Annotated in this window: 22 protein-coding genes; 13 read left to right on the plus strand and 9 right to left on the minus strand. The window is 68.9% G+C overall.

The window, feature by feature from the left end; all coding sequences use genetic code 11:
• Window positions 1-93: 93 nt before the first annotated feature.
• On the plus strand, window positions 94-2,865 hold the full coding sequence (locus tag OG876_RS29305) for a helix-turn-helix transcriptional regulator (protein WP_328519874.1): 2,772 nt from the start codon (window positions 94-96) through the stop codon (window positions 2,863-2,865).
• Between the two features lie 80 nt (window positions 2,866-2,945).
• On the plus strand, window positions 2,946-3,689 hold the full coding sequence (locus OG876_RS29310; RefSeq protein ID WP_328519875.1) for a metallophosphoesterase: 744 nt from the start codon (window positions 2,946-2,948) through the stop codon (window positions 3,687-3,689).
• Here OG876_RS29310 and OG876_RS29315 read toward each other — a convergent pair.
• Window positions 3,679-5,085 (minus strand): purine-cytosine permease family protein, encoded by a 1,407-nt coding sequence (locus OG876_RS29315; RefSeq protein WP_328519876.1) that lies wholly within the window; start codon window positions 5,083-5,085, stop codon window positions 3,679-3,681. The two genes, OG876_RS29310 and OG876_RS29315, sit on opposite strands and share 11 nt — an antisense overlap.
• 106 nt (window positions 5,086-5,191) lie before the next feature.
• Between OG876_RS29315 and OG876_RS29320 the strand changes: the two genes are divergently transcribed.
• Window positions 5,192-6,757, plus strand: a complete 1,566-nt coding sequence (locus OG876_RS29320; RefSeq protein ID WP_328519877.1) for a PucR family transcriptional regulator — start codon at window positions 5,192-5,194, stop codon at window positions 6,755-6,757.
• A 4-nt stretch (window positions 6,758-6,761) separates the two neighbouring features.
• Here the strand turns inward: OG876_RS29320 and OG876_RS29325 are convergent, their stop codons facing one another.
• Window positions 6,762-7,355 (minus strand): urea carboxylase-associated family protein, encoded by a 594-nt coding sequence (locus OG876_RS29325; RefSeq protein ID WP_328519878.1) that lies wholly within the window; start codon window positions 7,353-7,355, stop codon window positions 6,762-6,764.
• A 116-nt stretch (window positions 7,356-7,471) separates the two neighbouring features.
• On the opposite strand from OG876_RS29325, the gene OG876_RS29330 reads away from it, so the two are divergent.
• Together OG876_RS29330 and OG876_RS29335 are read left to right on the plus strand one after the other, a co-directional pair.
• Window positions 7,472-8,599, plus strand: coding sequence for an NADH:flavin oxidoreductase (locus tag OG876_RS29330; RefSeq protein WP_328519879.1), 1,128 nt, complete (start codon window positions 7,472-7,474; stop codon window positions 8,597-8,599).
• Window positions 8,596-9,465: a polysaccharide deacetylase family protein gene (locus tag OG876_RS29335; protein ID WP_328519880.1), complete on the plus strand. Its 870-nt coding sequence runs from the start codon at window positions 8,596-8,598 to the stop codon at window positions 9,463-9,465. Before OG876_RS29330 ends, OG876_RS29335 begins: the two co-directional genes overlap by 4 nt.
• Before the next feature lie 2 nt (window positions 9,466-9,467).
• Here OG876_RS29335 and OG876_RS29340 read toward each other — a convergent pair whose 3' ends face one another.
• The gene (locus tag OG876_RS29340) at window positions 9,468-9,917 is read right to left on the minus strand and encodes a winged helix-turn-helix transcriptional regulator (protein WP_328519881.1); all 450 of its coding nucleotides are present in this window, start codon (window positions 9,915-9,917) and stop codon (window positions 9,468-9,470) included.
• A 138-nt stretch (window positions 9,918-10,055) separates the two neighbouring features.
• On the opposite strand from OG876_RS29340, the gene OG876_RS29345 reads away from it, so the two are divergent.
• The 4 genes from OG876_RS29345 to OG876_RS29360 are packed head-to-tail and all read left to right on the plus strand — an operon-like array spanning window position 10,056 to window position 13,924.
• Window positions 10,056-10,967, plus strand: a complete 912-nt coding sequence (locus OG876_RS29345; protein WP_328519882.1) for a nitrilase family protein — start codon at window positions 10,056-10,058, stop codon at window positions 10,965-10,967.
• Window positions 10,968-10,971: 4 nt separating this feature from the next.
• On the plus strand, window positions 10,972-12,153 hold the full coding sequence (locus OG876_RS29350) for a hypothetical protein (protein WP_328519883.1): 1,182 nt from the start codon (window positions 10,972-10,974) through the stop codon (window positions 12,151-12,153).
• Entirely contained in the window at window positions 12,150-13,496 is a 1,347-nt protein-coding gene (locus OG876_RS29355; protein WP_328519884.1) for an amidase, read from the plus strand. Before OG876_RS29350 ends, OG876_RS29355 begins: the two co-directional genes overlap by 4 nt.
• Before the next feature lie 14 nt (window positions 13,497-13,510).
• Window positions 13,511-13,924: a hypothetical protein gene (locus OG876_RS29360; RefSeq protein ID WP_328519885.1), complete on the plus strand. Its 414-nt coding sequence runs from the start codon at window positions 13,511-13,513 to the stop codon at window positions 13,922-13,924.
• A gap of 4 nt (window positions 13,925-13,928) precedes the next feature.
• Here OG876_RS29360 and OG876_RS29365 read toward each other — a convergent pair whose 3' ends face one another.
• Window positions 13,929-15,500 (minus strand): alkaline phosphatase family protein, encoded by a 1,572-nt coding sequence (locus OG876_RS29365; RefSeq protein WP_328519886.1) that lies wholly within the window; start codon window positions 15,498-15,500, stop codon window positions 13,929-13,931.
• Here OG876_RS29365 and OG876_RS29370 point away from each other — a divergent pair.
• Both OG876_RS29370 and OG876_RS29375 read left to right on the plus strand, forming a co-directional pair.
• Complete coding sequence (locus OG876_RS29370; protein ID WP_328519887.1) at window positions 15,478-16,038, plus strand: DJ-1/PfpI family protein; 561 nt, start codon at window positions 15,478-15,480, stop codon at window positions 16,036-16,038. The genes OG876_RS29365 and OG876_RS29370 overlap by 23 nt on opposite strands.
• Before the next feature lie 60 nt (window positions 16,039-16,098).
• Complete coding sequence (locus tag OG876_RS29375; RefSeq protein WP_328519888.1) at window positions 16,099-16,422, plus strand: plasmid stabilization protein; 324 nt, start codon at window positions 16,099-16,101, stop codon at window positions 16,420-16,422.
• Between the two features lie 8 nt (window positions 16,423-16,430).
• Here the strand turns inward: OG876_RS29375 and OG876_RS29380 are convergent, their stop codons facing one another.
• Both OG876_RS29380 and OG876_RS29385 read right to left on the minus strand, forming a co-directional pair.
• Entirely contained in the window at window positions 16,431-17,180 is a 750-nt protein-coding gene (locus OG876_RS29380) for a GAF and ANTAR domain-containing protein (protein ID WP_442914035.1), read from the minus strand.
• Between the two features lie 15 nt (window positions 17,181-17,195).
• Window positions 17,196-17,573: a hypothetical protein gene (locus tag OG876_RS29385; protein WP_328519889.1), complete on the minus strand. Its 378-nt coding sequence runs from the start codon at window positions 17,571-17,573 to the stop codon at window positions 17,196-17,198.
• Between the two features lie 78 nt (window positions 17,574-17,651).
• Between OG876_RS29385 and OG876_RS29390 the strand changes: the two genes are divergently transcribed.
• Window positions 17,652-18,839: an alpha/beta hydrolase fold domain-containing protein gene (locus OG876_RS29390; RefSeq protein WP_328519890.1), complete on the plus strand. Its 1,188-nt coding sequence runs from the start codon at window positions 17,652-17,654 to the stop codon at window positions 18,837-18,839.
• Here OG876_RS29390 and OG876_RS29395 read toward each other — a convergent pair.
• From OG876_RS29395 to OG876_RS29405, 3 genes are all read right to left on the minus strand, one after another.
• Window positions 18,820-19,407, minus strand: a complete 588-nt coding sequence (locus OG876_RS29395; protein ID WP_328519891.1) for a dihydrofolate reductase family protein — start codon at window positions 19,405-19,407, stop codon at window positions 18,820-18,822. The two genes, OG876_RS29390 and OG876_RS29395, sit on opposite strands and share 20 nt — an antisense overlap.
• Window positions 19,404-19,889, minus strand: coding sequence for a hypothetical protein (locus tag OG876_RS29400; RefSeq protein ID WP_328519892.1), 486 nt, complete (start codon window positions 19,887-19,889; stop codon window positions 19,404-19,406). Before OG876_RS29400 ends, OG876_RS29395 begins: the two co-directional genes overlap by 4 nt.
• Window positions 19,890-20,321: 432 nt before the next feature.
• On the minus strand, window positions 20,322-20,969 hold the full coding sequence (locus tag OG876_RS29405) for an HAD family hydrolase (protein ID WP_328519893.1): 648 nt from the start codon (window positions 20,967-20,969) through the stop codon (window positions 20,322-20,324).
• 94 nt (window positions 20,970-21,063) lie between these two features.
• Between OG876_RS29405 and OG876_RS29410 the strand changes: the two genes are divergently transcribed.
• Window positions 21,064-22,083, plus strand: coding sequence for a DUF4037 domain-containing protein (locus OG876_RS29410; protein ID WP_328519894.1), 1,020 nt, complete (start codon window positions 21,064-21,066; stop codon window positions 22,081-22,083).
• Window positions 22,084-22,086 lie beyond the last annotated feature (3 nt).

Raw genomic sequence — 22,086 nt, forward strand, 5'->3', positions numbered from 1 at the left:
CGACGCTAGGTGTGGGCCGACGGCCGAGGCATCAGGGATACCCCTCGACCGCGACCCTCGATCCGGTCCGCGACTTGCTGGATGATGACCCTCGTGAGTGAGGTATCTGCGGCCGCCTACGGGTTGTTCGGCCGGGAGGACGCCGTACGCGTGATGAGCGACGTCGTGGACCGGGGTGGAAGTGCGGTTGCTGTCGGCGAGCCCGGTACGGGCAAGAGCAGCCTGCTGAAAGTCGCGGATCAGTTGGCCCAGCGCCGCGGGCGAAGGGTGCTGTCGGTGACACCGACGCAATTCGACCGCGGACTTCCCTTCGCCGGGCTGGCCGAACTGGTCGGCCAGTGTCCGGATGGAGCGGAGCGGGATCTTCCGGGTCCGCAGCGGCGCGCCTTGGCGGTTGCGCTGCAGCGGGTCGAGCCCGACGGCCGGGAGGTCGACGCCTTGGCGGTGCCGCTGGCGGTCCGAAGTCTGCTGACGCACCTGTGTACGTCGGAACCGGTCGCGATCATCATCGACGACCTGCAGTGGCTGGACCAGGCAAGCGTCGGGAGCCTGAGCTTCGCACTCCGCCGCATCTCCGGCGAAGCTGATCGGTTGAGCGTCCTGATCGGAACCCGACCGGATCCGGGCACCGGTGCCGACCTGATCCGGTGCCTGCCGGAGCCGGGACACGAGTTCACGCTGCCGCCGCTCGAGGAGTGGGCGATCGGTCAGCTGCTTCGCAAGCGCCTGGGCACGCGATGGACTCCGCCCCTGTCCGCCGGGGTGGCTCGGGCAAGCGGAGGGAATCCGTTCCTGGCTCTCGAGATCGCGCGGGCCATGCAAGCCGACGTGTCCAGCTGGCGGGGGAGTGCGCAAGCCGGCCACGATCCAGTCCTTCCTGTGCCTCCAGGACTGGTCGACCTTCTCCGCGAGCGCGTCGCGCGACTGCCGCACCATGCACGCGAGGTCCTCTTGCTGGTGTCGGCGGCGGGACGGCTCACCGTGGCGCAGCTGCAACAGTTCGTCGCGGAACACCAACTGCGGTCGGCTCTCGAGGCTGCCAGGGACGCGGATGTCGCGCGTGTCGGCGCCGGGTCGGTCGTTGCCTTCACCCACCCGTTGCTGGCTTCGGCGATGTACGACGCCGCCGCACCGGACGCACGGCGTCGTACGCACGGCGTACTCGCGGAAAGGCTCGAGGATCCGGTCGAGCGCGCCCGCCACCGGTCGAAGTCGATCACCGCCCCCGATGAAGCGGCGGCGGCCGACCTGGAACGCGCAGCCGAAGTCTCCCGGCGCCGTGGCGCCCAGCAATTGGCCGGTGAGTTGCTGGAAGGAGCCGCGCTCGCCACCCCGTCCGATCTGGAGACGGCCCCCGGCTTTCGTCGGTGGCTCCGCGCCGTGGACACGTACATCGACGCCGGCGACATCCTGTCGGCGAGGTCGGCCCTGGACAAAGGGTCGGCGCTGGCCGCTGTCCCGCAGCAGCAAGCCCAGGTACTGGCGCGGCAGGCCAAGCTGGCCGACGACCTCAGAGGGTCTCGGGTCCTCGCCGAGCAGGCGTTCCGGCTGGCACCGCCGGGCGAGGTCCGTGCAGAGATCCTGCAAACGCTCAGCGAGCAACGTCGGATGGAAGGTCACGGGCGCCTCGCGCTGCGGCTGGCCCGGATGGCGATCACCGAGGCGGGTGAGGCCGGCCGGCCGGACATCCAGCTCGTCGCGCTGTACCAGCGACAGTCCATCGAGCAGCTCTGGGGAGTGGGCGATCCGGAGCTGACAGTGCGCGAGATGGAGCGACTGGTCGAGAGCTCGCCACTCGAGCTGTCCCCGGCCGAATGGGCCGGCGCCCGAGCCTTCTACGCGGCCTGGAACGATCACCGAGCCGAACGGGTCGTCCGCGACGCCATCGCGCGCGCCGTCGACGCCGGCCGGTACGGCGATCTGTCCAGTCTCTACATCTGGTTGATTCTGGTCCTGATCCGCGCCTCGAAGGTGCGGGAGGCTCAGGCCGCTCTGGACGAAGCGGATCGTCTGGGTGCCTGGACGACCTTGGGTCTGCAGGAGAACATGGCCCGCATCCTGATCAGCGAATACGCGGGCGACCTCGATGCGGCTCGCGACGTGGCCGAGCGCGCGGCGGCGCGCTCGAGAGCCAGCGGGTTGAGGTATTGGCTGGGTGGCTTTCTGGCACAGCTCGGCTTCGTCGAGACCTCCGCACGCAACTGGAACGCGGCACTCGAACCGCTGCGCGAGCTCGCGGAGATCTTCGCGACCACCAAGCTGGTCGACCTGGAGCAACTGCTGTGGCCCGTCGACCTCGCCGACGCCGCCTTGCAGGTCGGCGCACTGCGGGACGTCGAGACGGCCATTGACTTGCTGCGAAGCCAAGCCGCCGCCGGCAGGCCGGAAGCGGCAGTGGCCGCGGACCGCTGCCAGGCCCTGTTGAGCGCTGCGCGTGGCGACTCCGACGACGCTGTGAATGAGCTCCGCAGGATCGTCGACGACCCGGGATCCGAGTGTCCGTTCGAGGCGGCTCGTTCCCGGCTGGCTCTGGGCCAGGTCTACCGGCGTGCCGGATACAAGCGCCTGGCCGAGGAAACGCTCAGCGCGGCGGCGAGCACGTTCGAGGAGCTGGGCGTCCCGCGCTGGGCAGAACGAGCCAGGGACGAAGCCGGTCGGGTCGGGCTGCATCCCACCACGAACATGCTCACGGCAACGGAGCGCCGCGTCGCCGACCTGGTCGGAGCAGGACACTCCAACCAGGAGACCGCCGCCGAACTCTTCCTGTCCGTCAAGACCGTCGAGGCCAACCTGACCCGGATCTACCGCAAGCTGTCGGTCCGCTCGAGGACAGAGCTGGCTCACCACTTGAACAAAGTCACTTGATGAGGTCGCTCCGCGCATCGTAGGGTCTAACGGAAGTACGGACAGCTTCCATTAGGATTCGCAGCGGAGGAGACAGTGAAATGACAGCGCTCTTTGCACAGATCAGTGACCTGCATCTGGACGGCACCGAACGGGCGACGCGTCGTGCCGTCCGCGTCATGGACTACCTGCGGGCCCTGCCTCGCCCGGTCGACGCTCTGCTCGTCACCGGGGACATCGCCGATCACGGCGAGGAGGCCGAATACGAGGAGGCGGCCCGGATCCTGACCGCGTCCTTCCCGGTGCTGACCTGCCCCGGGAACCACGATGTGCGACCGGCGTACCGCAAGGCTCTGCTGGGCGAGGCGCCGGACGACGGCCCCATCAATCAGGCGCACCACATCGCCGGGACCACCATTCTGATGTGCGACTCGACGATCCCGGGCCGCGACGAGGGACGCCTGGACGCCGAGACCCTCGCGTGGATCGACTCCACTCTCGCCGGACTTCCGCGGGACGCGTCAGCGCTGATCGCGTTCCATCAGCCACCGGTCGAGCTGCACCACCCGCTGCCTGACGCGGGCATGCTCGAACAGCCCGGACAACTGGCCGACCTGCTAGACGCACATCCGCAGGTCGCCGCCGTCATCACCGGCCACGCTCACACCGCGGCGGCGTCGATCTTCGCCACGCGGCCTTTGATCGTGGGCCCGGCGATCACCTGGACCTTGCGGATGCCGTGGGAGGGCGACGAGGCCGCAGACCTCGAGCAGCCACCCGGGCTTGCCTTCCACGTCCTGGACGACAACGCTCGCCTGACCACCCACTACCGGGTCATCCTGTGACACCTAGCTCGGCGGATCGGAGGGCGAACCTGCGGCTGGCGAGGTAGTACAGGCCTCCGCCGACCACGGCGCCGGATAGCCACGAGAAGTCTGTGTTGTGGAGAGCAACTGCGATGGGGCCCTGCATGGCTGGGACCAATCCGTATTGCCAGGTCCAGCCGGCGACCAGGCCCAGCAGTAGGCTGACGAGTGCCCGGACGTTCCAGCGGCCGTACGGCGAGTTGGCCGCATACAGGCCGGGGATGTCCAGGCGACCCCGGCGGAGGATCAGGTAGTCGACCGCGACGATGGCGCTCCATGGGCTGATCCAGACCAGGATCGAGACCATCCAGCTGTCGAAGGCCTGCCCGAAACTGCCGGCGCGCACGAAGACGACCAGTACGGCGGACGCGACCACGCCGGGCAGGAGGGTGACCTTCCACCGCGCGGCCTTGATCCCGATGGAGAGTGCGGCGAGCGAGCACGAGTACAGATTCAGGATGTTGGTCGCGACGGGACCGTGCATGATCAGCAGGAGCACGGGAACGGCCATGACGCCGAAGGCTTCGGTGACGAGAGCGGAGGGATCGCTGCTCGTGCCCGCACTGGCCAGGCAAGCGCCGAGTGCCGCGAGCCAGACGGTTGGGACATACATCCCGAGAGCAGTGGCCCAGAAGACGGATCGGCTGGTCGCCTCGGGCCGGACGAAGCGGCTGTAGTCGGCGGAGTACGGCAGCCAGCTGATTCCCCAGCCGACACCGATAGCGGTCATCAACTGGGTCATAGCCGTCAGCTTGTCGGCCGGCGTGCTCGCGGTGGCCGCGGTCCAGTGCAGGTCCGTCCGGCTGAGCGCGAGTACCGTCATGATCGCCATCACCAGCACCGTCAACGGGACGGTGTACTTCTCGAAGGTGCGGATCGCGTAGAACCCGTACAGTGCAAGGCCGAGCTGGACGATCATGATCGCCGCGGCAACGCCGTACTCGAGACCGGCGCCGCCCCGGATGCCGAGTTTACCGAGTACGGCGAGGACCAGGTCGAGCACGACCCAGGTGTTCACGCCGACCCACGCCATCGTCAGCAGGCATTGGATCAGGCCCGGTACGACGGCACCGTAGCGTCCGAACGGCGCCCGGCCGAGCACCATCTGGTTGACGGCGGTCCGGTGACCGATGACGTTCAGCAGGCCGAACAGTCCGCAGCCAAGGACATTGCCGATGGCAACGATGAGGACGGTCTCCAGCAGGCTCAGGCCGAGGGTGATGCCGAGCGCGCCGAGGACCCAGTTGATCGGAGCCAGGTTGGCGCCGGCCCAGATCCAGAACTGCTCACGGGGACTGGAGTCCCGGTCGGCAGGCGGGATCGGGTCCACGCCGTGCGCGTCGAACGGCACTGCCTCGGGTGCGGGGGTGGTCATGGCGGCCTCCAGTGGATCGAGTTGGCTCAGAAAACCAGCCGTGACCACGTCGGGGCAGTGGGTAGATGTCTAGTGAATCCGGGCTCCCACTGGATATGTTCACACCATGCTGAGTCTGGCGGCGCTTGTCGGCAACCGTGCGCTCGAACTGAAGGTCCTGGTCCCCGGCCCGGCGGGGGCGCTCGACCGCGAGGCCCTGTGGGTGCACAACACCGAGTTGCCCGACCCGTCGCCGTACGTGCGGGCGGGCGAGATCGTCCTCACTAACGGGTTGTGGCAGCACGAGACGTCCGCCGGCGCGTTCGTCGCGAGCGTTCGCCGGGCCGGGGGAGTAGGCATCGTCTTCGGCCTGCGTCAGGAGACACCGGTCACGCCCGACGGGTTGGTCGAGGCCTGCCGGCAGGAGGGTCTGCCGCTGGTGGAGATCTCGATCGAGGTGCCGTTCACCGCGGTGACCGAGGCCGCATCGGCGATCCAGGCCGATCGGCGGCGGGACGCGCTGGTCAGCATGGTTCGGCGCGGCGACGCCTTGGCGTCCGCGATCTCGCGCGGTGCGGGAGCCTCGGGTGTGCTGGCCGTGCTGCGGAAGGAACACGACGTTCCGCTGGTGGTGGTCGACCGGATGGCGCGGCAGCTCGCATCCACCGGCGGCGAGTTGTCGGCCGAGCAGCGGCGAATGGTGGCCGACGGCCTGGCCCGGCACCCGCCGCCGCTCGAGATCGACCTCGGGGCAGACATCGGCCGCGCGACGGTGTTCCTGGTCGGCGCGGTCGGTGACACCGATGCCGCGCTGCTGTGTCTGCGGCCGGTGAGCCGGCTAGGGAGAGCGGAGCAGGAGGCGCTGGACCAGGCCGCGCGCTTCCTCAGCCTGGAGGTCGCCAAACAGCAGGCGATCCAGGCGATCGAGTCGCGGTTCGCCAGCGAGCTGCTCGACATGATCCAGTCCGGGCCGCAGCGGGCGGCCGAGGTCGCCGACCGGCTGCGGGCGTTCGGTGTGGACCCGTCGGCCGAGCTGGTCGTTCTCACGGTCGCCTTCGGCGACGGTGCCGAGTCGACCCTGCCGGGACTTGCCGAGACGGTCGGTGAGTTCTTCCTGTCCCAGAGCCTGGCCGTTGCCGTCGCCGCAGGAAGCCAGGACGTCGTCGCCGTCGTCCAACGTCCCCGACGGGATCTCGGCAAGCTCGCCACCGAGTTGTGCTCCGCGGTCCGGACCCGGTTCGCCGATCGGCGTCCCGTCGTCGGGCTGGGAGACGCGGCCTCGTCGGCGGCGGAGTTGCGGCAGCCGCTGGTGCAATCTCGCGAGGCGTGTCAGGTGCTGCGACGCCGGCGAGGCGGTCCGGCGGTCGCGTCGTTCCGCGAGCTGGGCACTCACCGGCTGCTGCTCGGCCTCCAGGACGCCGCGACGCTGCAGGGGTTCGTGGACGGAGTGCTCGGACCGCTTCGCGAGCACGACAGACTGCGCGACAGCGAGCTGGAGACCACGCTGCGGGCGTTTCTCGCGAACGACGGACAGTTCGCCGCCACCGCGACCGCCCTCTACGTGCACGTCAACACGCTGCGGAACCGGCTGGCGAAGATCACCGAGCTGACCGGTCGCGACGTGGCCCGGACGGAGGACCGGGTCGATCTCTACCTCGCCCTCGAGGCGGGCGACATGGCCAGGTCGCGGTAGCGAGTTACCGCAGTACGTCGATGGCGAGGTCGGTCGGTGCCGCACCGTTGATCACGGTCAGGTCCTGCGGGCAGGCCGACACCACCACGACGCAGTCGAGCTCGACGCGGAACGTGATCGAGTCGCCCGGACGAGTTGCTGCAGGCAACCAATCCAGCGTGTTCCCGGCGCCGATCGGGATCCGCATGAAGACGTTCACCGGTTGCGGTACGACGTCGACGCCGAGCGCATCTCGCAGGTTCCGCGCACACGACGGATGATCCGGTACGCCGAGAGCGGCGTACCGCGCGTCGTCACAGGCCGCGATGAGCAGGTCGTGTACGCCGGGCGACGTGTCTTCGACCAGCGTGAGAATGGGCCGGCGTCGATCGGTCACAAAGGCTTCACCGACGGCCGGGAACAGGCGGCTGACGGCGGCCCTGGTGTGCGAGGCGCTCAGGTGTTCCGCGGTGATGCCGTCCGGCGTCGCGACGTACGCGAAGAGGTCACCGACCTGCGCCCCGGCGAGGTCGACGACGCGAATATGGTCACCGCGCTGGACTTGGACTGCTCGTCCGGTCCGTGCCGGGACGGTGGTGCGCGAGATGGTCTGTGTCATGAGGCAACCCAACCAGGAGGGTTGCCCGGATTCAGTAGAGAATCCTCCAGCGCACGCCCGGTTCTCTGTGGCTGACTCCATCGCGAAGGGGGTCGGTGGATGGTGCAGTTGTCGGCATGGATTTGACAACCACGAGCCTCCACCCCGCCCTGGAACCTGCCGAACTCTCCGGCCTCGCGTTGGCGAACCGGTTCGCCGTGGCACCGATGTCCCGGGTGTCAGCCGCACCCGACGGTGTGCCGACGCCGGAGATGGCCGGCTACTACGCCGAGTTCGCCGAGGGCGGGTTCGGTCTGGTGATCACTGAGGGGATCTACCCGGATTCGTCGTACAGCCAGGGGTATCTGAACCAGCCGGGGCTCAGCACTCCGGAGCAGGTCGCCGGCTGGCGGGAGGTGACCCGCCGGGTGCATGCCGCCGGGCGCCCGATCATCGCGCAGCTGATGCACGCGGGCGCGCTGTCGCAGGGCAACCCGCATCGCACGGAGCGCGTCGGGCCGTCCGCGGTCCGGCCGATCGGCGAGATGCTGACCGAGTACGGCGGCAGCGGACCCTGGCCCACGCCACGCGAACTCGCCTTGGCAGAGATCGAGGAGGTCGTCGCCGGATTCGCCGCGGCGGCCGCGCGAGCACGTGACGCCGGCTTCGACGGAGTCGAGATCCATGGCGCCAACGGGTATCTGCTCGACCAGTTCCTCACCGTCTACACCAACGAGCGCACCGACTCGTACGGCGGCCCTGTCGCGAACCGGATCCGGTTGACCGCCGAGGTCGTGGCTGCCGTCGTGGCCGCGACGCCCTCGGATTTCGTCGTCGGGGTCCGGCTGTCGCAGACCAAGGTGAACGACCTCGACTATCGCTGGCCGGGCGGCGCTCACGACGCCGAGATCATCTTCGCGACCCTGGCCGACACCGGCATCGGCTTCCTGCACATCGCCAGTGAGGGGCGCAACTGGCTCGACACCGCGCGGTTGCAGGGCGGTCACACGATCACCGGACTCGCGCGACGGGTCAGCGGCTTGCCGGTGATCGCGAACGGCGGGATGCACGACCCGGAACAGGCGGATCGGGTGCTGACCGACGGGCACGCCGACCTGCTCTCGCTGGGCCGTGGAGCCCTGGCGAATCCGGACCTGCCGCGGCGCCTGGCCGACGAAGCGGAGCTGACTCGCTTCGATCGCCGGATGCTGGAGCCGGCGGCGACGTTGGCCAACGCGCGCCAGTGGCAGACTGATCAGCCATGACGGAGTCGACGTGGCACGGCGGGGCGGCCGCTGTTGTCACGCTGACCTTCGACGTCGATGCCGAGACGCCGATCCTGGCGGCGGGCCGCCGGTACGCCGATCACCTGATGACGATGTCGCACCAGGCCTACGGGCCGGACGTCGGGGTCCCGCGGATCCTGGAGTTACTGGCGGAGCTCGGCGTACCGGCGACGTTCTTCGTTCCAGGGTGGGTGGCCGAGCAGCGACCGGGGCTGGCGGCAACGATCGTCGAGCGCGGTCACGAGGTCGCCCATCACTCCTACAGTCATCGTGCGCCGACCTCGCTCGGCGCGGCCGAGGAGCGTGCGGACTTCGAGCGGGCGCTGGCGGTGTTCGATGCCCAAGGCATCGAGATCCGTGGGCACCGGGCGGCACTGTGGGAAGCGACGCGGGTCACGCTCGACCTCATTGCCGAGCAAGGGCTCGCCTACGACTCGTCGCTGATGGGTGATGACCGGCCCTACCGGCTCGAGGTCGACGGCGGGACGTTCGTGGAGTTGCCAGTGCACTGGTCGCTGGACGACTGGGAACAGTACGCGTACCTGCCGTCCCCGCAGATCGGATCGGTGATCGAGTCGCCGCGGAAGGTGCTCGAGATGTGGCGGGCGGAGCTGGACGCGATGCGCCAGTACCGCTGCTTGTTCAATCTGTGTATGCATCCGTTCCTGACCGGACGTCCGAGCCGGCTGGTGGCATTGCGCGAACTGATCGAGTACGCCCAGTCGTGCGGCGACGTCGAATTCGCCCGCTGTCGCGACCTCGCTGAAGCGGCAACGGGCGACCCGACGCTGCTGCCTCGACTCCCGCCCACGGTCACGCCGGACCCGGCCACCTATCCCGACTGAGCTCAGTGCGAGACCTTGCGGACGAAGGTGTCCGACGAGGTCAGCGTGCGCCCGGTGGCGTCGACGACCTCGAGTCGTTGCAGTGGGCGTTCGTGCGTGGCGTCGAGGAGAACGGAGTGGGGCTCGCCGTCCTCGAACAGGTGATCCTCACCCCATTGCCGCAGCGCGACGATGAGGCTGAACAGTTCGCGACCCTTCTCGGTCAGCGCGTACTCGTGGTAGGCGCTGCCGTCGGCGGCGGGCACGACCTCCAGGATCCCCGCGCCGACCAGGTCCTTCAGTCGTGACGCGAGGATGTTTCTGGCCAGCCCGAGGCTGCGCTGGAAGTCGCTGAACCGGGTGATCCCGTCGAAGGCGTCGCGAACGAGCAGGAGTGACCAGCGGTCGCCGACGACGTCGACCGCCCTGGCGACCGGACACTCCGCCCCCTCGTGGCTCACGCGTCGTGCCATGTCACTCCCTCGCTGATTCGATCCGCCGACAAGTTTTTCTTCGCAACTGGTTGCAAGTATAAACCAGCCGCTGCTACGGTCCCTCGCATCGGTTTCAAATTGAAACCGATTCAGGCGGGGCGGAACGGAGGAGAGACCATGACCGAGCAGTCTCAGGCCGGTGGGGACACCAGGGTGAGCCCGGTGCGCGTGGCGGTGGTGCAGTTCGAGCCGCACGTCGGAGTGGAGAACCTGAAGGCCAACGCGACCGCCGTGGAAGAGCGGTTGACGGCCGCCGCCGATCACGGCGCGGGGCTCATCGTCCTTCCCGAACTCGCGACCACCGGCTACGTGTTCGAGACCCGCGAGGAGGCGTACGCGCACTCCGAGCCGGTGCCCGGCGGCCGCAGCGTCGACATGTTCACCCGGATCGCCGCCGAGCGGGGCGTCTACATCGTGGGCAACGTCGTCGAACAGGCGAACGGAAGGCTCTACGACACCGCGGTCCTCGTCGGCCCGGACGGCTACATCGGCCGGTACCGCAAGACCCACCTGTGGAACACCGAGAAGCTGTGGTTCACCCCGGGCGACGAGGGGTTCTCGGTGTTCGACACGCGGATCGGCCGGATCGGGCTACTCGTCTGCTGGGACATCTGGTTCCCCGAGACCGCCCGGATCGTCACGCAGCTGGGCGCCGACATCATCTGCATCCCCACCGGCTGGGTCTGGACCCCGCCACCCCTGTACGACGCGAGCGGTGTGTGCATGGCCGCACATCTGACCATCACCGCCGCGCACGCCAACAACGTCTTCATCGCCACCGCGGACCGGATCGGCCAGGAGCGCGGCGCCGGCTTCATGGGCAACTCGCTGATCGCCGGTACGAACGGCTGGCCCGTGGACCGGATCGCCGGACCGGACGAGGACACGATCATCTACGCGGACATCGACCTCACCGCCGCGAGGACCGCCCCGATCTGGAACCAGCTCAACGACCTGCATCGCGACCGCCGTACCGATCTGTACGACCAGATGCTCGGCTATCGCGGCGCTGCGCCGCTGCCGCGGTGACGTGATGACGACGACGGTCGGCCGTCCGGGCAGCACGCTCCGGCGGTACCGGGTCGAGTACGTCGCCGGCGGCGTCGGCGGCATCCTCCTCGTGGTCCTGGTCGCCTGGGTGTTTGCTGCAGGCAACGAACCGGGTGGGCAGGTGTGGGACGGCCGCTACGCCGATGCACGGGGCCTGGCCCTGTGGTTGATCACCTCCATCAGCGAACCGCAGTACTACGCTGTCGCCTCCGCCGGCGCGTGCCTGCTCGTGGGTGGCGCGATCGGGCACCTTGCGGATCGGAAGTCATGGAAATGGCGAGGTTTCGTGCAGGCCTGCGGCACCGGGCTCTGGCCGTGGGCCGCGGGCAGCGCGCTCCTGAGCTTGTTGCTGGGCACCATTGCGTGGGGGTGGACGCTGGAGCCCGGTGTCTGGCAGCCCCTCTTCGTGCCGCTCGTCTCCGTGGCGCCGGCCATGGTCGTGCTCTACGGTCCCGGGCGGATCGTCGGCCTGACGGCGGCCGTTACCGGGGCGCTGTTCGCTCCACCGGCGTCGATCGCCGCGGTCGACCTTGTCTGCAAGCCATTGGGACTGCCTCTGGTCGTCGGCGCAACCAGCGGGATGTGGATCGGCGCCCTGGTGGCGTTCTCTCTCGTCCGATTCCTGCCCTGGATGCCTCCGCCTGGAGCGTGGCGGACAGCCAAGGCAGCTGACCCCGCTCCACGCACCGCTTCCTGGCTGTGGGTCCCACGCCGCGCGCTGGCCGACTTCACCGAAGCGCAGTTCTTCGGCAACGAATGGGCGAGCGCCGCGATGCTCCTCGGGGCCGTCGTCGCCTACGCGATCAGCCCCTCGGCGCTGGTCTACGGCTCGGGTCTCTTCCTGGCTGTCCTTGCCGCACAGGCTGTCACCGCATTGACCGGTGTCCTCATCTGGCGCAGGCGTTGGCATGCCCACGGCTTCTACCCCACGTTCGTACCGGTCGTGTCGGTCGCCCCGGCCACCGTGCTGGCCTTCGGTGGGACGGTTCCAGCCGTCCTCCTGGGCGCCCTGGCCGGCGCACTCGTCGCTCCGCCGGTCGCAGCGGCGATCTCGCGCCGCCTCCCTGCGTCCTTCCATCCCTTCATCGGCAACGTGGCTTCGATGAGCGTCTGTACGGCGGTCATCGTGCCTGTCCTTGGCTTGATCCCTGGAGTCGCTTCATGACCGTCATTCCCAGCATCACCGAGCTCGCGCGCGCCTTGCGCAGCGGCGAGACCTCGGCCACAGACCTGGTCCGCAGAGCGCTGCGCCGGATCCACGAGCTCAACCCGGCTGTGAACGCCTTCGCGCTGATCGACGAGGAAGGTGCCTACAGGTCGGCGCGCATCGTCGACGAAGAGCGTGCAGCCGGCATCGACCGCGGCCCCCTCCACGGCGTACCGGTCGCAGTCAAGGACCTCATCGACATGGACGGGCTCCCGACCACGTGCGGATCGGCAACCTCGTTCGGCGCCACGGCCACGGAGGATGCCGAAGTCGTCAGGCGACTGCGTGACCGCGGTGCCGTCATCGTCGGGAAGACGACGCTGCACGAGTTCGCCTATGGAGCGACTGGTGATCGCTCCGTCCATGGGCCGTCGCGCAACCCGATCGACCCCAGCAGGATGTCCGGCGGCAGCAGCGGTGGGAGCGCCGTGGCCGTCGCCGCCGGAATGGTGCCGCTCGCGATCGGCACGGACACCGCCGGTTCCGTCCGGGTGCCGGCCGCGCTGTGCGGAGTGGTCGGCTTCAAACCCACGTACGACGCGATCTCGACCAAAGGCGTGTATCCGCTGGCACCGAGCCTCGACCATGTCGGCGTGTTCGCGACAACCGTCGAAGACGTGCGCCTCGGATATGACGCCCTCGTCGACCAACCGACGTACGACGCGGAGTGTGGGGGCGAGGTGGTGGTCGGATGGATCTCGCCTCGTGACATCGCGATGACCGACCCACGCGTCGAAGCGCTGGTCCGCGATGTCCTCGACCGCTCCGGGTTCGGTGTCGAGGAAGCGCCACGGTTCCCGCGGGCGCCTGGCGACCAGACCTGGTTCGAAGCATTCACAACGCTGCAGAGCAGCGAGGCCTTCCGCGTGCACGAGCACCACCTGGACGACGACCGCGCGCTCATCGACGCCGAGGTCTTCGCACGACTCCAGGCCGGAGGACGGGTTCAGCCCGGGCGCTACGCCCAGGCTGAACACGCTCGCGACTACTTACGGGCCATCGTGGACGGGATGCTGCGGGACTTCGACATCCTGGCCCTTCCGACGGTGCCGATCGTCGCACCAGAGATAGGGGCCCGCAGCATCCAGGTCGCCGGCAACGACCTCGAGGTGCGGTCGGCCCTGCTCTCGCTCACCAGCCTGTGGAACCTGACCGGGATGCCGGCGATCAGCGTGCCCGCCGGAAACCTCGAAGGTCTGCCGGTGGCGATCCAGCTTCTGGTAGCCCCCGGCAACGAACACAAGCTGTTCGCGGCAGCTCGAGCACTGCAGGCCACCCAAACCACGGCCCAGTCACGCTGAAGAGGAGAGAGCTCATGCCGTCGATCCAGATCGACCTGCCGATCACCATCGACCCAGCCGCCAAGCAAGCCTTGGCCCACCGCGTCGGCGCCATCTACGGAGCAACGATGCAGGTGGCCATGGACCTCCTGACGGTCTCCGTGCACGACCTGGGCGAAGGGGGCGTCTGGCGGTGCCACGAATCCGGCCCACCCACACCGTCGGCCCTCATCATGTGCGACATCCGCCAGGGCCGCCCCGACGAAACCCGGGCACAACTGGCCCAGAGCCTGATCGACCTGTGCGTCGAGATGTTCGACCTGGACCGGCTCTGGACGAAGGTCGAGTTCACCCAGCACGCCGGCAACGAGATGTACCACCCCCACCTCAACGGCTTCAACTCGGACTGGAAGGGCGACGAAAGGCGAAGTCAGGCCCAGGCTGGATGAGGGTTCAGCCGACGTGCGGGCGGTGGCCCGGCTCCTGGCGTGGCGGGCGCTGCTCGCCGCCGGGGATGGTTGGCAGTGGCAGCTGAGAGGCCTGGTACTGCGCCAGGTTGTACTGGCCGGTGGTGTCCGGCAGGGTCGGCGCGTGCTTGGTGTCGCCGAACCGGAACGCACCGGTCAGGTCGCCGACCGTGTCGCGGCGCCAGTCGCTGATGTTGGTCTCCTTCACGCCGGTGAGCCGCTCGAGGAAGCGCAGCTGCGAGGTGTGGTCGGAGGTCTCGGAGAAGACGTAGCCGCCGGTCGTCCACGGCGAGACGATGATGCACGGCACCCGGAAGCCGAGCCCGACGGGCAGGCCGCCGCCGACCTCGCCGGTGTTCGAGGTCTTGAACACGAACTCGTCCGGTGTCCCGGGCTTGGGGGTGGGGGGCAGGACGTGGTCGAACATGCCGTCGTTCTCGTCGTACGACAAGATGAACACCGTCTTGGCCCACACCTCGGGGTTGGCCGCGATGGCGTCGATCTTGCCCGCGACGAATGTCGCACCGGCTGCGGGGAGCGCGGACGGGTGCTCGTCGAAGCCGGACGGCGGGAGGATCCAGCTCACGGTGGGCAACTGGTCGTTCATCGCGTCGTACTCGAACTGGCCCAGCGGCTGGGTGGCGACGCCATTGTCGTAGATCGGGTCACCGGGCTGGGCGCTGCCGAACTGCTTCCACTTGCTGATCGCCGCGGCGCCGGTGAGGCCGCCGGGCTGGCGGTAGATCTTCCAGCTCACGCCGGCCTTCTGCAGCCGCTCGGGGTACGTCGTCCAGCTGAACTGGTTGGTCGGGCCGCTGGTGGTCAGCGACGGACCGCCGGCCAGGCCGTTGGGGTCGATGGTGCCCGACATCCACATGTGCCGGTTCGGGCCGGTCGGGCCGAGGACCGAGCAGTGATAGCCGTCCAGCAGCGTGAACGCCTCGGCGAGCGCGAACTGGAAGGGGATGTCCTCGCGGGTGAAGTACCCCATCGTGTACTGGCCGTCGATGGGGCCGTCGGAGGCCATGTGGGCGGGTACCCAGTTGTCCATCTTCCCGCCGTTCAGCGCCTGGTGCTGGACCGCCCAGGCGTGGCTCATCGAGGGGATCGCCTGCGCGGCGGTGATCTTGGTGTTGAGCCGGTAGGGGAGCAGGTAGCCGTCGGGGTTGGACGGGTCGGGCTGGTAGAACACGTTCTTGCCGTTGGGCAGGCGCACCGCGTGCGGGTCGCTGAAACCCCGTACGCCGGACAGCGTGCCGTAGTAGTGATCGAAGCTGCGGTTCTCCTGCATGAGCATGACGACGTGCTTGATGTCCTTCAGCCCACCGTGCTTCGGGGGCGGCGAGGCGAGCGCCGTGCGTACGTTCGGCGGCAGGGCGAGCGATGCCGCGGCCAGGCCGGCTGCCGCCGCCCCGGAGCCGAGCAGCCGGCGAACGTCCGACGACCAGCAGCAGGACCCACGGGAGCACCCTTGACCGGTGTTGGGGGGCGGAGGAGGCTGGCGGTGGTGACGGACGCTGCGAAGGAGATGCGTGATGGCGAAGGTTCTGATTCTCACCGGTGACGCCGCGGAGGACCTGGAGGTGTTCTACCCCTACCAGCGGTTGCTCGAGGAGGGGTACGACGTTGACATCGCCGCGCCGGCGGTGAAGAAGTTGCAGTTCGTGGTGCACGACTTCGTGGACGGCTTCGACACGTACACCGAGAAGCCCGGGCACACGTGGCAGGCTGACGTCGCGTTCGCCGATGTGGATCCGGCCGACTACGTGGCGGTGGTGATCCCCGGTGGGCGGGCGCCGGAGTACATCCGCAACGACGCGGACTGCCAGCGGATCGTCAAGCACTTCTACGGCGAATCCAAGCCCGTCGCCCAGCTCTGTCACGGACCGCTCATTCCCGCGGCGGCCGGTGTCCTGAACGGTCGCAAGACCTCGGCGTACCCGGCCCTGGAGCTCGACATGCGCGGCGCGGGAGCCGAGTGGGTCGACGGCGACGCGGTCGTCGACGGCAACGTCGTGTCCGGACGTGCGTGGCCGGACCACCCGACCTGGATGCGCGCCTTCATGACGATCCTGAAGGAGCACGCACCGGCGTAGACCGCGGGGATTGTGCTGCTGCGCGGCGGGTACCGGCGGGCTACGGGAAAGGAGTAGACCATGCCTGCAGGATCGAGTCCGAAGCGGGAGCGGCAGTACGAGCACATCAAGGCCGGGCTGAAGAAGCGCGGCCGGAGTGAGGACACCGCGGAGGAGATCGCGGCGCGCACGGTGAACAAGGAACGGGCGCGGTCGGGAGAGTCGAAGCAGAAGAGCCGGAGCTCGACGCACGACATCTCGTCGAGCCGGCGTGGTGGACTGCGCTCGCACACCGGGTCGAAGGGCCGCACCAAGGAGCAGCTCTACAACGAGGCGAAGCAGAAGAACATCAAGGGCCGGTCGAAGATGACCAAGGCTCAGCTGGCGAAGGCCGTGGGGCGCTAGCCGGCCTGTCAGTGCGGGAGCCTGCGGGTGTCGATCAATTGCTGGGCGACGTCGCGGAGCTTGGTGTTCGTGTCCTGTGAGTAGCGCTTCAGGATGGCGAACGCGCGGTCGCCGTCGACGGCGTACCGCTCCATCAGGATGCCCATGGCCTGGCCGACCAGCTTGCGGGCGTCGACCGCCGCCGACATCGTCTGCTCGTGCCGCGCGGTCGCGAGCGCAACGGTGGCATGCCGGGCCAGGATGTGGGCGATCGCCTCGTCGTCGGTGTCGAAGGCGTCCGGCTGCGGGCTGTACAGACCGAGTACGCCGACAGTCGGCGACGCTGCGTCACCCAGAGCCAGCGGTACGTCGAGCACGCTGCGGACTCCGAGCGCGGTGACCTTCGCCGCCCATTCGGGCCAGCGGGGGTCGGTGGTGGTGTCGCGGACCAGTACGGTCGTCCGGTCGCGCATCGTCGCGAACAGGGGACCGTCCTCGCCCTTCATCTGGAACTGGTAGATCTCCGCCACGACCGGGTCCGTCACAGCCGGCACCTCGGGCTGCCCGCCGCGCGCGTACAGGGCGACGCCCGCATAGCTGCAGTTCAGCGCCTGGAGGGCGAACTGGACGACCGCGTCGATGGTCTCGTCCACGCCGTCCGCCTCGTGCATCTCCAACGCCAACTGCGCGAAGGTCTCGGCCACGTGACCGTTCGCCTGCGCGTCCAACTCCACTGAGCTGTCACCGTTCGAAGCTCTCAGCCGAGCAGTGTCCTCCATAACCCCATCATGCCCTCACCGCCCCCGCCGGGTCTCCATGAACGCCACCGCGAACTCGCCTAGTGCGGCCGATGTCGGAGCGGCGACGACCTCGATGGAGCCGACGTGGCTCGGCCTCCCCGCGTCGTCCGGGAGGCCGACCAGTACGTCGAGCGGAGGCCAGCCATCGTCCACCGCTGAGTCGGCCAGCGCTGCTGCGGCGTCGTACGACAGGCCGACCGTCACCAGCGTCAGCGTCAGGGGATCGGCGCCCACCTCGGCGGCGTGGTCGGCGAGCCAGCCACAGGCCACCCTCGCCGCGTCCGGCGTGGTGGATGGCAGGAGTACGGCGACCGCACCGCCGGCCGCGATCGAGCGCCCGACCACGGCGAGAGAACCGCGGTCTCCCGTCACCACGGCCAGGGCACGGCTCCTGGTCGCAGCCTCGGGAGGCCAGAGGAGGACAGCGATGCGGACGGCCGGCTGCTGGCGTTGCCGAAGGCGCCTGACGCCATCGAGCTGCGGCACCTGCGCGCGTTCGTCGCCGTGGCGGAGGAGCTGAACTTCAGCCGGGCCGCGGAACGGTTGTTCATCACCCAGCCGGCCCTGTCGCGCCAGATCCGCCAGCTCGAACGGCTCGTCGGAGTCGACCTGCTGACCCGCTCCACTCACCGCGTTGAGTTGACCGTCGCCGGCGAGGCCCTGCTGGGACGGACCCGGCCTTTGCTCGGCGACCTGGATGCGGCCCTCGTCACGACCCGGGCGGTAGGCGGTGAGAACCAGCAGCGCCTGGCCCGGCTGACCCAGCCCGTCATCGATCGGATGCTCGAAGGACTCGATCCGTACCGGGAGGCCTTCGAGGCGATGAACGCCCAGTTCCCCACGCCGGAAGGGGTGACGGCTCGACCGGTCAACGCCGCCGGTGTTCCGTGCCTGGTCTACGGCACCGACCCCGGGCGTACGCCGACCGTCGTCTACGCCCACGGTGGCGGGAACCTGGCCGGGTCCGCGTACGGTTCGCGGCCGTTGGCCGGGATTCTGGCGGTCGCCTGTGCTGCCTCGGTGCTCGTCCCGGACTTCAGGCTGGCCCCTGAGCACCGATATCCGGCAGCGGTCGAGGACGTCGAGGCGGCCTACCAGTGGCTGGCCGGCAAGACGGCGCCCGAGGACATCACGCTGATCGGTGACTCGTCCGGCGCCGGGCTGATCATGTCGGTGCTGCACCGGCTCCGGGCGAGCGGTGGGGCGATGCCGGGCAAGGTGGTTCTGCTGAGTCCGTGGGTCGACCAGGAGTGCCGGTTCCTCGACCGCGAGACCGAGGCGTCGCCACAGGCCCGGGCCGTCCGGGATCAGGTGGACATGTGCGTCCCGACGTACCTCGGTGGGACGGCGCGTGACGACCCGGCGGTGAACGCGCTGCGGGACGACCTGACCGGGTATCCGGCCATGCTCATCCAGGTCGGCACCGGCGACTTCGTCGTCCACGAGGCCCGTGAGCTGGCCGCGATCGCCGAGGGCGTCGGCGTACCCACCGAGCTCGAGCTCTACCCCGTGAACACCCATGTGTTCCAGCTGTTCTGGTCGTTCCTGCCGGAAGCCGCCAAGGCGATCGAATGCGTCGGCCACTGGGTGACCGACGCGTCCCCCGACCCTCAGGTGATCAGGTCCGTTCGAACGTGAGGATGGCCAGGCCGGTCCGGGTAGTGCAGGTTGTGATGAGGCGGAGGTCCTGCTGCGGGGACAGTGGCGGCTCGAAGAGACGCTTGCCGCCACCCAGAACGATCGGGTGGATCCACAGTTGGTAGACGTCGACCAGGTCGTTGCCGATCAGGGTGTTCGCCAACTGGGTGCTGCCGGCAAGCACGATGGGTCCAGGGCCGTGCTTCAGTTTCAGCTCGCCGACCTGTTCCGGGAGATCGCCGGCCAGCACCGTGGTGCCGGGCCAATCCGGCTCGTCCATGGTCGTCGAGGCGACGTACTTCGGGCGGGTGTTCAGCGCCGCCGCGATGTGGTCGTGCGGATCGGAGACCTGGGACCAGTGCGGCCGCCAGAGCTCGAACGTCCGCCGGCCGAACAGGAACGCGCTGGCGTTCTGGTACGTCGCCGTCCCGTACTCGCGGTGGTCCGGAAGATGCGGACCGGCCCACCCGCCGAGCTCGAAGCCGTTGTCCGGATCCTCGCCCGCATGGCCGGGACCTTGGGCAACCCCGTCTACCGACAAGTACTCGATGACCAGGAGGCTGCTCATCTCGGCGCACTGCCGAAGAACGCGACCAGGGGGTCGACCAGCGCGGCCGCCTCCACGTTGTGCTGCTGGCCGTGCAAGGTCTGACGGGTTGAGTGCGGCGAAGCATCGGCGACGGCGTCGGCGGTCTTGGTCAGCCACTCGGTCGTGCCGCCGTCGAGGATGAGCACGGGGCAACCGACGTTCGCCTGCTGCTTCACGTCGAGTGCGAAGTCTCCCGCGAGCTGAGCGTCGTACACGAGCGCCGGTGACGCTGCAGCCTCGAGGAAACCCCAGTACGGCCCTTCCATCAGCGGCTTGACGAACTCCGGCGGTAGCCCGACCGCCTTGCTGAGGAACAGCTCGGCCATCCCGGACCGGTCGCCGGCGGCGGCCAGTGCCGCCTGCTGCTCGGCGTAATCCGCCGGTGCCGGTGGGCGGGTGCCGGGCAGGATGTACGGCGGTTCCCAGGCGGCGATGCGACGTACGGCGAGGCCGTTCGCCACCGCCTTGAACGCGAGTATGGCGCCGCCGCTGGTGCCGAACAGCGAGACGTCGTCACCCGCCGCGGCGACGACCGCGGCGAGGTCTTCCAGCTCGCGTCGACGCTGTACGGCGCGGTGTCGCCACTGCCACCGCGTCCGCGCCGGTCGTAGTTGAGCACGGTGCAGCTCGCGGACAGCAGTCCGGCCAGTTCCGCGTTCGCGGTCCGGTCGGTCGGGCCGGAGCCGATCAGCACCACGGCGGGTCCCGATCCGCTCCGGTCGTACTCGATCTTCGTGCCGTCCGTCGAGGTCGTGACAGTCATCAGCTTGGCCTTCCTGGAGAGTGGTGAAAGCCCTTGTTCTAAGGGCGTATCGCCACGCTCGCAGTCGCCGACCCACAACGGAAATGCCCTTCAGACACGACGCTTATGCCGCCCGGACATGACGGCTGGTTCAGGGCTGGAGGAGGTGGAGGGCTTCGGTGATGGAGTTTGTTACGGGGGCGCCGGTGGATTCGAGGGCGGAGCGGCTCATGGCGCCCGTGGTGACGAGGATGCAGTGGGCGCCGGCGGACTGTGCGGCGTGCGCGTCGTCGACCACGTCGCCGATCAGGACGACCTCGGTGGGGTCGAGGTGCTGGGCCTCGAGGTGGCGGATCAGGCTGTCGGCCTTCGAGCCGCCACCGACCTCAGCGGCCAGACCGTCGATGCGGGTGAAGTACTGCGTGAGGCCGAACTGCTCGACGGTCGGGGTGAGCCGGGTGTGGAACCACATCGACAGGAGTGACTGAGTGCGCCCGCTCTCGTTCCACTGCCGCAACGCGTCCGTCACTCCGCCGGCGAGACCACAGCTGTGCAGCAGTGCGTCGTACCGCTCGTGGTAGAGCTTGTCGACCTGCGCCCACTCCTCCTCGTCGAGCTCGCGGGCCAGGATCTGCTCGTACGAGACGCGCATCGGCCGCGCGTACGCCGCCTGCCACTCGGACCAGCTCAGCTCCGCCCGGCCGAACCCGGCACACACCTCGTTGACCGCGGCCAGCACGACCTGGTTGTCGTCCAGCAGGGTCCCGTTCCAGTCCCAAACCACATGCGAAACACTCATCACCCGCGACACTCTAGACGGACGACGACCGGGAGAGAGGTGGCCGGCTGGGGTCTGTGGGCCGTACTACGTCGAGCTGTTTGAGGAGGCAAAGGTGGAGTTTCGTGGTGCGGGGGAGCTGGGGGTCGGTTTTCAAGCCGAGGTGATCGCGCCGTTGGTGGGTGAGGTCGGGTATGCGGCGGGGTTGCTGGGCTGGGGGTCGGATGTGTTGGGCTACGACACCGAGCGGTCGACGGATCATGGGTGGGGCCCGCGGGTGGTGGTGTTGGTCGACGCGGGAGAGGTCGAGCGGGTGAGAGCGCTCGTGGAGACTGGGCTGCCGGACGAGTATCAGGGGTTCGCGGTCCGCTTCGGGTGGGACGGTCGGGACCCGGGACACCATGTGACGGTCGCGACGCTGGGGGAGTGGCTGCGCGGACAGTTGGGGTTCGATGCCTCGCGGGGGATCGGCCTCGAGGATTGGCTGGTCACTCCACAGCAGCAGATTCTCGGAGTGGTTGCCGGGCGCGTGTACGCCGACGACGGCCGGCTGGAGGCGGTCCGTCGAGCCCTGGCCTGGTATCCGGATGAGGTGTGGCGCTGGCTGCTCGCTTGTCAGTGGTCTCGCATCGCGCAGGAGGAGGCGTTCGTCCAGCGCACCCACGAGGTTGGTGACGAGTTGGGGTCGCGGGTCGTGGCCGGGCGGTTGGTGCGGGACGTGATGCGGCTCGCGTTCCTGCAGTCGCGGACCTATGCGCCGTACTCGAAATGGCTCGGTACGGCGTTCGCCCGGTTGGGGCACGAGGACGGGCTGGACCAGGCGCTGGCAGACACGCTCGCCGCCGACGACTTCGGTCAGCGGGAACGCGCCCTCGTCACGGCGTACGAACTGGTCGCCCGTCGGCACAACGCCCTCGGGATCACGGACGCGATCGACCCGTCACCACGGCCGTATTTCGACCGGCCCGCGATCGTGCTGGGGGCTGACCGCTTCGTCGACGCGTGCCTCGCCACGGTCACGGATCCGCGGCTGACGAGGCTCGGGCGCTTCGGAGCGATCGATCAGTTCGCCGACAACACCGACGTCCTGAGTGCTCCGGGCGCGTACCGTCGGCTGGTCGGTCTCTATCGTTGAACG

Origin of the sequence: Kribbella sp. NBC_00359 (assembly GCF_036097425.1) — a bacterium.
In the GTDB taxonomy this organism is placed as follows: domain Bacteria; phylum Actinomycetota; class Actinomycetes; order Propionibacteriales; family Kribbellaceae; genus Kribbella.